Consider the following 13415-nt stretch of genomic DNA (forward strand, 5'->3'; position numbering starts at 1 on the left):
AAAGTACTTCTGAAACCGTGGCGGTCTGTCGTTTGCGGCCCCTCGCACCCGCGCGGCGCGGGCGGCGGGAGCCGCAAACGGCAAACCGGGGGCGCGAGGCCCCCGGTTCCGGACTGCCGCTTAGATCAGCGGAGCAGCGCCGTTCTGGTCGTCTTCATGCAGCTTCTTGTAGGCCGCGCTCATGACGTCGTGGTTCACCGTGTCGGTGGCCGCGGCGGTGGTCGCCGCCGTGACCGCCGTCGCGGTGGACGCCGTGGCGCCGCCGAGCAGGTTGGCCTCCGGCTGGGCCAGCAGGTCGCCCAGGTGCGGGGTCGCCGCCGTCGCGTTGGTGGCGGTGTGCTGCGAACCGTCCTTGGCGAACCACACGTCCGTCATCTCGTGCGAAGTGCCGTCCGACTTGGTGAAGCTGGACACCAGACCCAGCACGTTGCCGTGGTCGACGTCGGTGCCCTTGGTCGCGCCGAGGTTCAGGTCGGTGATGCCCAGGTCCGCCAACGTCTTGAGCTCGCCCGCGTCGGTCTTGCCGTCGTGGTTGGCGTCGACCCAGACCTGCAGCTTGCTGAAGTCCACGTCCTTGGCGTTGATGTGGCCGTCATGGTTCGTGTCCAGCGAGGCGAGGGCGGCGAAGCCGTCCAGGCCCTTGCGGCCGTTGACCGTGGTGCCGGCGCCGAAGAGCTCCGCACCGCTGTCGATCGAGCCGTTGCCGTTGCGATCCATCACCAGCAGGCCGTCGTTGCCGCCGACCCAGCCCCACTTGTCGTTATGACCGGTGGCGTTCAGGTCGAAGTTCACGCCTTGCGCCGCAGACACCGTCTGGATGCCGTTGCCGTCCAGGTCCAGCACGATCGGCGAGGCCAGGAACAGCGCGTTGGTCTGCTCACCGGTGAAGCCGGCCGTCTGGTCGGACGTCATCGCCAGCACCTGCTGCATGTTCATGCTGGACAGGTCCTGCGTGTCCCAGCCGATGAACTGGTCGGACGTCATCGCCACGATCTGGTCCGTCGACAGGCCTTGCACCTGGATCGAGGTCAGCGCGTGGATGTCGCTGGAGTCCAGCGCCAGGATCTGGTCCGTCGTGAAGGCATGCATCTGCGTCGAGGTCAGCGTCGCGAAGTGCGTGCTGGTCATCGATGCGATGTCTTCGGTCGACAGGGCCGCGATCTGGTCCGTGCCCAGGGAGCGCAGTTGCGCCGTGCTGAACTCATGGACCTGGTCGCTGGTCAGCGCCGCGATCTGGTCGGTGTTGAACGCGTGCAGGGCGGTCGTGCTCAGCGCATGGATGCCGTCGGTGGTGATCGACGCGATGTCGGCGGTCTCGATGCCGGCCACCTGCGTCGCACCCACGGCGCTCCACTGCTGCGACGTCAGCGCGTGGATCTGATCCGAGGTGAAGGCCTCGAAGTCCGCCGAGCCGAAGGCCACCATGTTCGCGCTGCTGATCGCCGCGAGGTCGCCGGAGTCGATCGCCTGCACCTGGTCGGTGGTGAAGGCGTGCAACTGGGCCGAGCTCATCGACACGATCTGCTGCGAGGTCAGCGCCTGCACGTCGTCGGTGGCCAACTGGCTCACCTGCAGCGTGCTCAGCGCGCCGATCTGCTGCGTGGTCAGCGCGGCGATCTGGTTGCTGTCCAGGGCTTCCAGCTGTGCGCTGTCCAGCGAGCGGATCGCCAGCGTGCTCAGGCTGCGCAGGTCACCCGTCTCGAAGGCCGCCATCTGGTCGGTCGTCAGGCCGTCGACCTGAGCCGAGGTCAGTGCCGCCGTCTGCGACGAGCTCAGCGCCACGATCGCATCGGTGCTCAGGGCGCCGATCTGGGCCGAACCGAAGGCCTGCAGCTGCGTGGAGGTCAACGCGGCGACGTCGTCCGTCGTCATCGTCGAGATCTGCGCGGTCGTCAGGGCCTGCAGCTGGGTGTTGCTCAGCGAGCGGATCTGGCCGCTGGTCAGCGCGTTCAGGTCGTCGCTGGTCAGGTTGGCGACCTGGCCGGTCGTCAGCGCGGCGACCTGCAGCGTCGTCAGCGCGGCGATCTGGTTGCTGTCGAGCGCTTCGATCTGATCGGTGCCGAGGGCGCGCAGGGCGGTCGTCGACAGGGCGCGCAGATCCGCGGTTTCCATCGCGGCCATCTGGTCCGTCGTCAGGCCCTTGACCTGCGCCGAGGACAGCGCGGCCACCTGGCCGGAGGTCAGCGCGATGACCGAATCGGTGCTCAGCGCGCCGATCTGGGCCGAGCTGAACGCCTGGACCTGCTGCGAGGACAGCGCGGCCACGTCGTTGCTCTCCATCGCGGAGACCTGCGCCGTGGTCAGCGCGGCGACCTGCTGCGTCGTCAGCGCCTTGACCTGCGCGCTGGTCAGCGCGTTCAGGTCGTCGGAGGTCAGGTTGCTCACCTGGCCGGTCGTCAGCGCGGCGACCTGCTGGGTCGTCAGCGCGGCGACCTGGTCGGAGCCGAGCGCCGCCAGCTGGTCGCTGGTCAAGGCGCGCAGGGCCACGGTCGACAGGGCCTTCAGGTCACCCGTCTCGATGGCGCCCATCTGGTCCGTCGTCAGGCCGGCCACCTGCTTGCTGGTCAGCGCGGCGACCTGCACCGAGCTCAGCGCCACGACCGCATCGGTCGTCAGGGCGCCGACCTGGTCGGAGCTCAGCGCGGCGACCTGGTTGGTCGCCAGCGCGGCGACATCCGCGGTCTCCATCGTCGACACCTGCGCGGTCGTCAGCGCGGCCACCTGGGCGGTGCTCAGCGCCTTGATCTGCGCGCTGGTCAGCGCGTTCAGGTCGTCGGAGCCCAGGTTGCTGATCTGGCCGGTCGTCAACGCGGCGACCTGCTGGGTCGTCAGCGCGGCGATCTGGTTGCTGTCGAGCGCTTCCAGTTCGGCCGAGGTCAGCGACGCCACCTGACCCGTGGTCAGGGCGCGCAGCTGGCCGGTCGTCAGCGCGGCGAAGTCGTCGGTGGCGAACTGGCTGATCTGGCCCGTCGTCAGCGAAGCCACCTGGGTGGTGGTGAGCGCTTCGACCTGGTCGGAGCTCAGCGCCTGCAGCTGGTCGCTGGTCAGGGCGCGCAGGGCGACCGTCGACAGCGACTTCAGATCACCGCTTTCGATCGCGGCCATCTGGTCGGTCGTCAGGCCGGCGACCTGCTTGCTGGTCAGCGCGGCAACCTGCGCCGAGGTCAGGGCGACCACCGAGTCGGTGCTCAGCGCGCCGACCTGGGCCGAGCTCAGCGCGGCGACCTGGTTGGTGGCGAGCGCCTGCACGTCCGCGGACTCCATCGCGGCGACCTGGGCGGTCGTCAGCGCGGCGACCTGCTGCGTCGACAGGGCCTTGATCTGGCCGCTGGTCAGGGCGTTCAGGTCATCGGAGCTCAGGTTGCTGACCTGGCCGGTCGTCAGCGCGGCGACCTGCTGGGTCGTCAGCGCGGCAACCTGGTCCGAACCCAGCGCTTCCAGTTGAGCCGAGGTCAGCGCCTGCAGGGCGTTGGTCGACAGGGCCTTCAGGTCACCCGTCTCGATGGCGGCCATCTGGTCCGTCGTCAGGCCGGCGACCTGCTTGCTGCTCAGCGCGGCGACCTGCGCCGAGCTCAGGGCGACCACGGCCTCGGTGCTCAGCGCGCCGACCTGGGCCGAGCTCAGCGCGGCGACCTGCTGGGAGTTCAGCGCGGCGACATCGGCGCTTTCCATCGCGGCGACCTGGGCGGTCGTCAGCGAGGCGACCTGCTGGGTCGAGAGCGCCTTGATCTGGCCGCTGGTGAGGGCGTTCAGGTCGTCGCTGGAGAGGTTGCTGATCTGCTGGGTCGACAGCGAAGCGACCTGGGCGGTCGTCAGCGCGGCGATCTGGTCGGAGCCCAGGGCATCCAGCTGATCGGTACCCATGGCGCGCAGCGCGACCGTGGACAGCGCCTTCAGGTCACCCGTCTCGAGGGCGGCCATCTGGTCGGTCGTCAGACCGGCGACCTGCTTGCTGGTCAGCGCGGCGACCTGCGCCGAGCCCAGGGCGACGATCGCCTCGGTGCTCAGGGCGCCGACCTGGGCCGAGCCCAGCGCCTGCACCTGGGCAGTGGTCAGCGCGGCGACGTCGTCGCTGGTCATCGTCGAGACCTGGCCGGTCGACAGCGCGGCGACCTGCTGGGTCGTCAGCGCCTTGATCTGGCCGCTCGTGAGGGCATTCAGGTCGTCCGAGGACAGGTTGCTGACCTGGCCGGTCGTCAGCGCGGCGACCTGCACGGTCGACAGCGCGGCGATCTGGTCGGAGCCCAGCGCGTCCAGCTGGTCGGTGCCCAGGGCACGCAGCGCGACGGTGGACAGCGACTTCAGGTCACCCGTCTCGATCGCGGCGATCTGGTCGGTGGTCAGGCCGGCGACCTGCTTGGTCGTCAGCGCGGCGACCTGCGAGGAGGTCAGCGCGACGATGGATTCCGTGCTCAGCGCGCCGACTTGCGACGAGCTCAGCGCGGCGATCTGGTTGGTCGCCAGGGCGGCGACGTCCGCCGATTCCATCGTGTTGATCTGGCCGGTGGTCAGCGCGGCGACCTGCTGGGTCGTCAGCGCCTTGACCTGCGCGCTGGTCAGCGCGTTCAGGTCGTCCGAGGACAGGTTGCTGACCTGGCCGGTCGTCAGCGCGGCGACCTGCTGGGTCGTCAGCGCGGCGACCTGGTCGCTGTTCAGCGCGTCGAGCTGGGCGGTGCCGAGCGCGGCGATCTGGGCGGTGCCCAGGGCGCGCAGCTGGCCGGAGGTGAATGCGCCGAAGTCGTCCGTCGCGAGCTGGCTGACCTGGCCGGTCGTCAGCGCGGCGACCTGGGTGGTCGTCAGCGCCTGGACCTGGTCGGTCGACAGCGCCTGCAGCTGGTCGCTGGACAGGGCGCGCAGGGCGGTCGAGGACAGCGAGCGCAGGTCAGCCGATTCGATGGCGGCCATCTGGTCGGTCGTCAGGCCGGCGACCTGCTTGCTGGTCAGCGCGGCGACCTGGCCCGAGGTCAGGGCCACGATCGAGTCGGTGCTCAGCGCGCCGACCTGGGCCGAGCTCAGCGCGGCGACCTGGTTGGTGGCGAGCGCCTGCACGTCGGCCGATTCCATCGTCGAGACCTGGGCGGTCGACAGCGCGGCGATCTGCTGCGTCGACAGGGCCTTGATCTGGCCGCTGGTCAGCGCGTTCAGGTCGTCGGACGTCAGGTTGTTGACCTGACCGGTCGTCAGCGCGGCGACCTGCTGGGTCGACAAGGCGGCGATCTGGTTGCTGTCGAGTGCCTCCAACTGGGCGGAGGTCAGCGATTGCAGCGCGTTGGTGGCCATGGCCTTCAGGTCGCCCGATTCGAGGGCGGCCATCTGGTCGGTGGTCAGGCCGGCGACCTGCTTGCTGTTCAGCGCGGCGACCTGCGTCGACGTCAGGGCGACGATCGAGTCCGTGTTCAGCGCGCCGACTTGCGCGGAGCCCAGCGCGGCGACCTGCGCCGTGGTCAGGGCCTGCACGTCGGCGGATTCCATGGTGGCGACCTGCGCGGTCGTCAGCGCGGCGACCTGGGCGGTGCCCAGCGCCTTGATCTGGGCGCTGCCCAGCGCGTTCAGGTCATCGCTGGCGAGGCCGGCGACTTGCGCGGTCGTCAGCGCGGACACCTGGACGGTGCTCAGTGCGGCGACCTGGTCGGAACCCAGCGCGTTCAGCTGATCGGTGCTCAGGGCGCGCAGCGCGGTGCTGCTCAGCGCACGGAGGTCACCGGTCTCGATGGCGGCCATCTGGTCGGTGGTGAGGCCGGCGACCTGCTTGGTCGTCAGCGCGCCCACCTGCACGGAGCTCAGCGCGACGATCGCGTCAGTGCTCAGCGCGCCGATCTGGGCCGAACCCAGCGACTGCAGCTGCGCGGTGGTCAGCGCGGCGACGTCGTCGCTGGTCATCGTCGCGATCTGGCCGGTCGTCAGCGAGGCGACCTGGGCGGTCGACAGCGCCTTGATCTGGCCGCTGGTCAGGGCGTTCAGGTCGTCGGAGGTCAGGTTGCTGATCTGGCCGGTCGTCAGCGAGGCGACCTGGGCGGTCGTCAGCGCGGCGATCTGGTCGGAGCCCAGCGCCTCGATCTGGTCGGTGCCCAACGCACGCAGTGCGGCGGTCGACAGCGCCTTCACGTCGCCCGTTTCCAGGGCGGCCATCTGGTCGGTGGTCAGACCGGCGACCTGCTTGGTCGTCAGCGCGCCCACTTGCGCGGAGGTCAGGGCGGCGACGTTTTCCGTCGACAGCGCGCCGAGTTGCGCGGAGCCCAGCGCGGCGACCTGCGCCGTGGTCAGGGCTTGCACGTCGGCCGATTCCATGCCGTTGACCTGACCCGTGGTCAGCGCGGCGACCTGGGCGGTCGACAGCGCGCGGATCTGGGCCGAGCCCAGCGCGTTCAGGTCGTCGCTGGCCAGTGCCTGGACCTGGGCGGTGGTCAGCGCGGCGACCTGGGCGGTCGTCAGCGCAGCGATCTGGTCGGAGTTCAGCGCGTCGATCTGCGCGGTCGTCAGGGCGCGCAGCGCGTTGGTCGACAGCGCGCGGACGTCCACCGTCTCGATGGCGCCGACCTGGTCGGTGGTCAGCCCGCCGACCTGCTTGGTCGACAGCGGGGCGACCTGCTGCGAGCTCAGCGCGGCGATGTTCTCGGTCGAGAGCGCGCCGACCTGGTCGGAATTCAGCGCGGCGACCTGCTGCGTGGACAGCGCCTGGACGTCGTTGCTTTCCATCGTGGCAATCTGGGCGGTCGTCAGGGCGGCGACCTGCTGGGTCGACAGCGCCTTGATCTGGCCGCTCGTCAGCGCGTTCAGGTCGTCGGAGGTGAGGTTGGCGATCTGGCCCGTGGTCAGCGCGGCGACCTGGGCGGTCGTCAGCGCGGCGATCTGGTCGGAACCCAGGGCGGCGATCTGATCGGTGGTCAGCGCGCGGATGGCCGCGGTGCCCAGCGCCTTCAGGTCGCCCGTCTCGAGGGCGGCCATCTGGTCGGTCGTCAGGCCGGCGACCTGCTTGGTCGACAGCGCGGCGACCTGCGAGGAGGTCAACGCGACGATGTTGTCGGTGGACAGGGCGCCGACCTGGTCGGAGCTCAGTGCCTGGACCTGACCCGAGGTCAGGGCCTGGACGTCGGCGCTTTCCATCGTCGAGACCTGGGCGGTCGACAGGGCGGCGACCTGGGCGGTGCCGAGCGCGCGGATCTGGGCCGAGCCCAGCGCGTTCAGGTCATCGCTGGTCAGACCCTGGACCTGGCCGGTCGTCAGTGCGGCGACCTGCTGCGTCGTCAGCGCGCCGACCTGGGCGGAGCCCAGCGCGTCGAACTGGTCGGTGGTCAGCGAACGGATCGCGGCCGTCGACAGGGCGCGCAGATCCTGCGTTTCCATCGCGGCCATCTGGTCGGTGGTCAGGCCGGCGATCTGCTTGGTCGACAGCGCGGCGACCTGCGACGAGCTCAGCGCGGCGACGTTGTCGGTCGACAGCGCACCGATCTGGGTGGAGCTCAGCGCGGCGACCTGCGCCGTGGTCAGCGCCTGCACGTCGGCGCTCTCCATCGCGGAGACCTGGGCGGTCGACAGCGCGGCGACCTGGGCGGTGCCCAGGGCGCGGATCTGGGCCGAGCCCAGCGCGTTCAGGTCATCGCTGGACATCGCCTGGACCTGGCCGGTCGTCAGCGCGGCAACCTGGCCGGTCGACAGGGCGGCGACCTGGTCGGAGTTCAGCGCGTCGAACTGGTCGGTCGTCAGCGAACGGATCGCGGTCGTGGACATGGCGCGCAGGTCGGCCGTCTCGATGGCGGCGACCTGATCGGTCGTCAGGCCGGCGATCTGCTTGGTCGACAGCGCGGCGACCTGCGAAGAGCTCAGCGCGGCGATGTTCTCGGTGGAGAGCGCGCCGACCTGGGCCGAGCTCAGTGCCTGGACCTGGCCGGTGGTCAGCGCCTGCACGTCGGCGCTTTCCATCGCGGAGACCTGGGCGGTCGACAGCGCGGCGACCTGGGCGGTGCCCAGCGCGCGGATCTGGGCCGAGCCCAGCGCGTTCAGGTCGTCGCTGGACATCGCCTGGACCTGGCCGGTCGTCAGGGCGGAGACCTGCTGGGTCGTCAGTGCGGCGACCTGGTCGGAGTTCAGCGCGTCGAACTGGTCGGTCGTCAGCGAGCGGATCGCGGCCGAGGACAGCGCGCGCAGGTCGGCGCTCTCGATGGCGGCGACCTGGTCGGTCGACAGGCCGGCCAGCTGCTTGGACGTCAGGGTCGCGAACTGGCCGGACGTCAGCGCGACGATGGCCTCGGTGGACAGTGCGGCGATCTGGGCCGAGCTCAGGGCGGCAACCTGGCCGGTGGTGAAGGCCTGGACGTCGGCCGATTCCATGCCGGAGACCTGATCGGTCGACAGTGCGGCGATCTGGGCGGTGCCCAGCGCGCGGATCTGCGCGCTGCCCAGCGCGTTCAGTTCATCGGTGGACAGCACGGCGACCTGGCCGGTCGTCAGTGCGCCGATCTGGGTGCTGGTCAGCGCCGAGACCTGGTCCGAATTCAGCGCCTGGACCTGGTCGGTCGACAGGGCGCGGACGGTGGCGGTAGCGAGCGCCTTCATGTCGTCGGAGCTGATGGCCGCCATCTGGTCGGTCGTCAGGCCCTTGACCTGCGTCGAGCTCAGCGCGCCGATCTGGCCGGAGCTCATCGCCTCGATCGAGTCGGTGCTCAGCGCGCCGACCTGGGAGGAACTCAGCGCGCGGACCTGCGCGGTCGTCAGCGCCTGCACGTCGGTGCTGTTGACGCCGGCGAGCTGGTCGGTCGTCAGCGCGGCGATCTGCTGCGTCGTGATGGCGCGGATCTGGTTGGTGTCCAGGGCGGCGATCTCATCGCTGGCCAGCTGGCGGATCTGCTGCGTGGACAACGCGCCGATCTGGGCGGTGGTCAGCGCGGCGACCTGGTCGGAATTCAGCGCGGCGATCTGGTCGGTGCCCAGCGCCCGGACGGCGGCGGTGCTCAACGCGTGGACCGCGTCCGAGGTCAGCGCGGCGGCCTGGTCGGAGGTCAGCGCGGCAGTCTGCGTGCTGCTCAGCGCGGCGGCCTGGCCGGTGCCCAACGCGGCGACGCCCTCGGTGGAGAGGGCGTGGACCTGCTGCGAGCTCAACGACTTGATCTGATTGGTGGTCAGCGCCTGGAGGTCGTCCGACGCCAGCGTGCCGATCAGGCTGGTGGAGATGGCCGCCACCTGCTGCGTGCTCAGCGCGCGGATCTGGTCGGAGGCCAGTGCGTTCAGGTCGTCCGACTCCAGGTTGCGGACCTGGCTGGTGGTCATCGCGCCGACCTGCTTGGTCGTCATCGCGCCGAACTGGTCGGAGCCCAGGGCGTTCAGCTGCGCGCTGGTGAAGGTCTGCACCGCGGCGGTCGACAGCGCGCGCAGGTCGTCGGACTCGATGGCGGCGATGTTGGTCGTCGTGAAGAGCGACACGGCCTTCGTGCCGAGCGTGGCGAACTGCGAGGTCGTCAGCGCCTGGAACTGCTCGGTGGTGAACGCGGCCCAGTCTTCGCTGGTCAGGCGCGCCAGGGTCGTCGACGTGAGGGCGGCGATCTGGTCGGTCGTCAGGTTGGTAATCAGCGATGCCATCTTGGAACTCCGTGAACCTATGGGGGCGGATGCGCCCATAGGCGCGAGTGGGTTGGGTCAGCTTGTTGTTGCCGGGCACCCCAACTTCCGGGTGCCGTCATTCGGTTTTCGGACGCCGATTGACAAACTTGAGTGAGCCCGGAAATGTTATGGGTGGCGCGCTTAACATGAACGGAACAAAAGGGCCCGGAGTCGGCCTCAGTTCACGGTTACAGAAGCGGCGCAAAGCCCGCGAACGCGGGGGAGGCGATGCTTGCCAAGGCAAGGGATTCCGGCCGCGTCATCGAACGATCGTTCGCCGGTCACGCGGCAGACATTCAATGGTGATCGGCACTTACGCGTCATGCTGAAGCCGGTTCGGAGGTCGAAGGCGCCCGCGACGCGCGGTTGACCGCCGCTCGAGTATGTGAAACACGATGTGAGCCGTGTGAAGAAAGGCCCGTGACGCCAGCGTCGGACGAGGGCTTCGACCGGTGTGCTTTGTGTTGGCCGTGATAAGTTCACGAGTTTCCGGCCGTGCGCGTGGCCGTAGTTTCGAAGGTATGCCCACCTCTATTAGTTATTGGCAGCCAATTAATATGACGACAAATGCCACCAGGCCCTATCGGATCCTCGGCGTCCAGCAGATCGCGATCGGTGGGCCGGACAAGGCCGCGCTGCGCCGGCTGTGGGTGGAGGTGCTGGGGCTGGAGGTCGTCGGCCACTTCGTGTCGGCGTCGGAAAACGTCGACGAGGACATCTGCGCGATCGGCAACGGCCCCCACCGGATCGAGGTCGACCTCATGCGGCCGCTGGATCCGGAGAAGAAACCGGCGGTTCACGCGACGCCGCTCAATCACATCGGCTTGTGGGTGGACGACCTGCCCAAGGCGGTCGAATGGATGGCCGCGAACGGGGTGCGCTTCGCGGCTGGCGGCATCCGCAAAGGGGCTGCAGGGCACGACATCTGCTTCATCCATCCGAAGAGCAGCGGCGAATTCCCGATCGGCGGCGAGGGCGTGCTGATCGAGCTGGTGCAGGCGCCGCCGGAGGTGGTGGCGGCCTTGAGCGGTTCAGTCGGCCCCTGAACGGCGCCCCGTCGCCCTCACCAGAACTTCCACCAGGGCGCGCTTGCCGGAGGCTCCTCCTGGGCGGCCTTGCGCCGCGTGCCGGCGCGCTGGAAGTGCAGCAGCGGGATGGCGAACGGATCGACGCTTGCGTCACCGCCGCCTTCGAGCTGGTACCCGAACCGGGCGAGCAGGACGGATTCCCCCAGTTCCAGCGGATGGAAGGGCAAGGGATAGGCGTCCTCGCCGTCGACGGTGCCCACGCGCGGCTGCTCCGCCCAGTACGGCGCCTCGAAGGGCAGGGGCTCGCCGATGTCCTCCAGGATGCCGCTGTCGGGCGACAGGCTCAGGGAGCGGATGAGCCGGCCGTCCTCCCAGACGGCGAACGCGAACCAGTCGACCACGCTGTGCATCGCGTGCAAGGTGATCCGGCGTCTGCCGGCGATGTCGAGGAAGCGTCCCGGCAGCTGCGACGGATGATCGATGGCGAACTCGCTGGCCGCGATGACGGAGACGCCGGGGAAACAGCCGATGAACATCAACGGGTCGGGCGGATTGGTATAGCTCAGGTCGCCTTCGCCGATCAGTTCGAGCGTTTCTCCTGGAAAGAGCCGTTCAGCCAGCGCGCGTGTCGCGTCCCGGTCGAGCGCGGGCTGCGTTTCCAGTGCCGCGCGCGCGTCGCCGTCCGCGATGACGAGCATCCAGGTCTTGGCCCCCATGCGCCACATCCTCTCCGTTGCGTGGCGAGGATGGTAATCGCGTCAGCCCTCGTACGGTCCTTTGCCGGGCAGCGCCCACAGCAGGCCCAGCGTCGCGCCGGCCGGCGCCACGGTGAGGTGGTCCTCGCCGGCCAGCACGCGGCTCTCGATGCGCAACGAGGGGTAGCGGCGCTTGCGCAGGAGCGATTCGAACCGGCGCGCATCGGCGACGAGGTCGGTCTCCTTGTTGAAGCGCGGTCCTGGCGCGACGGACTCGTAGGCGCCGACGTACTGGAAGATCCTCGCCGCCAGATCGGTGTGCTGCTTCGCGTAGGCCGCCTCACGGTCGAACATCAGGTGCCGATCGAACCAGAAGGACGGGCTGCCGAGGATGTAGTGGCTGAACAGCGTCGGCTTGGCGAACAGCACCTGTGACGCGAGGAGCGCGCCATAGGAATGCCCGAGCAGCACGCGGCGGCCCGCGTCGAGCTGATACCGCGCCGAGATCGCCGGCACTGCCACGTCGGCCAGGTACTTGAGGTAGGCCGCGCCTTCGCCGTAGCGGGGCGCGCCATAGCGGTCGGCGGGTCGGCCCGGCCGGGTCCGGGGATCGCTGGGCGTGTAGTCGCGCGACCGCATGTCGACCGCGGACTCGTCCGCGGGCCCCGCCAGCCCGACGACGGCGAAATCGGCGAGGTTGCGGCCCTGCTGGCCCACGCGGTTGCGCAGGGCCCGCACCAGCGGGAAGGCGTAGGGCGCATCGGTGACGAACACGGCCGGTCGCGGGCCGGCGTTCGGCGGAGCGTTGGCCGCTGTGTTCGGCGATGTGTTCGGCGGCAGGTCGATCCAGACCTCATAGCGTCGCCCGGTGACCGGATCGGGCAACGGATGGACGAAGGTGCCGGGGAGGGCGTAGGGCCCGGTGGCCTCCGGCAGCGTGGGCGCGGCGATGGACCGGGCGGTCGGCATCAGCAGCGAACCCATCGCCGCGGCGAGGACTTGCCTGCGGTCGGTCATGCGAGGAGTCGGAGCAACAAAGGGGTCGCGAGTGTGTCGCGCCGCGTCGATGGGACGCTCCCCGGGAGGGGTTACGGGCGTTACGCCCGTCCGGGCGCCGCTCAGTCGACCAGGATGTTGCGGTTCTTCAGCGTCAGGTGGATCTTGTCGCCGACCGTGTCCTTGTTGAACGGCTTGACGATGTAGCCGGTGGCGCCGAGTTTTGCGGCGCGGATGATGTCTTCCTTGCGGCCCTCGGCGGTGACCAGCAGCACCGGCACATTGCGCAGCGGATCGGACTCGGGCCTCGCGCGCAAGGCCTCCAGGAACTGGAAGCCGTTCATCACCGGCATGTTCACGTCGCTGAGCACGAAGTGGACCGGCTCGCCGGACTCGGCCGAGAGTTCGAGCTGACGCAATGCGGCCTTGCCGTCCTCGGCTTCGAGGATCTTCTTGAAGCCGAGTTCGCGCAGCAGCCCGGAAATGATGCGACGCATGGTCGAGAAATCGTCGACCACCAGGAAACAGAACTCTTCGCGTTTGATCGTCGTGACCATGTGGAACCCCTTCAGGGGTGGAATGCTAGCGCGAGGATGCTCAGGCCGTTCAGGCCATTCAGGCATATTGGTCGAGGAAGGCGCCCAGCGTGGCATGGGCGCGGGAGCGCCTGGCGTCGACCGCTTCGGCGTCCTGATCCTGAGCCTGATCCTGCGCCGAGCTTGCAGACACGGTGCCCTGGCCGGACGGCTCCGCGGCCTTCGCCTGCGCGGCTTCCGCCGCCTGCTTCTGGATCTGGGCGATCTGGTCCATGACCACCTGCATCTGGGACTGCAGCAACTTCTGGCGCTTTTCCTTCGCCTGCGCATCCAGGGTCGAGTCCGATGCGAGGTCCTTCATCTGCTTCTGCAACTGCTTGAGCTGCGATTGCAGGCGTGCGATCTGCGCATCGGTGCCCGTGCCGGAAGCCGCGGCGGAGCTTCCCGTCGAGGCCGACGCTGAGGAGGCGGAGGGGACGGCGACATGCATGATGGGTTCCTGGGCGATGCCCTGATATCGGCCGCCAGGGCCGGGTCTTGAGGGCGCCGGGCTCGCGTCGGGGTCA

6 protein-coding genes are annotated in these 13415 nt (G+C 69.3%); 1 reads left to right on the plus strand and 5 read right to left on the minus strand.

Translation table 11 applies throughout. The annotated features are described in order from the left end of the window. Positions 1-120: 120 nt before the first annotated feature. Positions 121-9573, minus strand: a complete 9453-nt coding sequence (locus AC07O8_RS23155) for a beta strand repeat-containing protein (protein ID WP_495050287.1) — start codon at positions 9571-9573, stop codon at positions 121-123. Positions 9574-10151: 578 nt separating this feature from the next. On the opposite strand from AC07O8_RS23155, the gene AC07O8_RS23160 reads away from it, so the two are divergent. Continuing rightward, complete coding sequence (locus AC07O8_RS23160; RefSeq protein ID WP_495050288.1) at positions 10152-10640, plus strand: VOC family protein; 489 nt, start codon at positions 10152-10154, stop codon at positions 10638-10640. A gap of 17 nt (positions 10641-10657) precedes the next feature. Here AC07O8_RS23160 and AC07O8_RS23165 read toward each other — a convergent pair whose 3' ends face one another. The 4 genes from AC07O8_RS23165 to AC07O8_RS23180 form a co-directional block, all read right to left on the minus strand. Continuing rightward, positions 10658-11338, minus strand: coding sequence for a DUF6928 family protein (locus AC07O8_RS23165; RefSeq protein ID WP_495050289.1), 681 nt, complete (start codon positions 11336-11338; stop codon positions 10658-10660). A 42-nt stretch (positions 11339-11380) separates the two neighbouring features. Continuing rightward, on the minus strand, positions 11381-12334 hold the full coding sequence (locus AC07O8_RS23170) for an alpha/beta hydrolase (RefSeq protein ID WP_495050290.1): 954 nt from the start codon (positions 12332-12334) through the stop codon (positions 11381-11383). Positions 12335-12435: 101 nt separating this feature from the next. Further along, positions 12436-12870, minus strand: a complete 435-nt coding sequence (locus AC07O8_RS23175) for a response regulator (protein WP_495050291.1) — start codon at positions 12868-12870, stop codon at positions 12436-12438. 58 nt (positions 12871-12928) lie between these two features. After that, positions 12929-13339 (minus strand): FlxA-like family protein, encoded by a 411-nt coding sequence (locus AC07O8_RS23180; RefSeq protein WP_495050292.1) that lies wholly within the window; start codon positions 13337-13339, stop codon positions 12929-12931. Between the last annotated feature and the right edge of the window lie 76 nt (positions 13340-13415).

The organism is Roseateles sp. GW821-FHT09G09 (genome assembly GCF_059415965.1).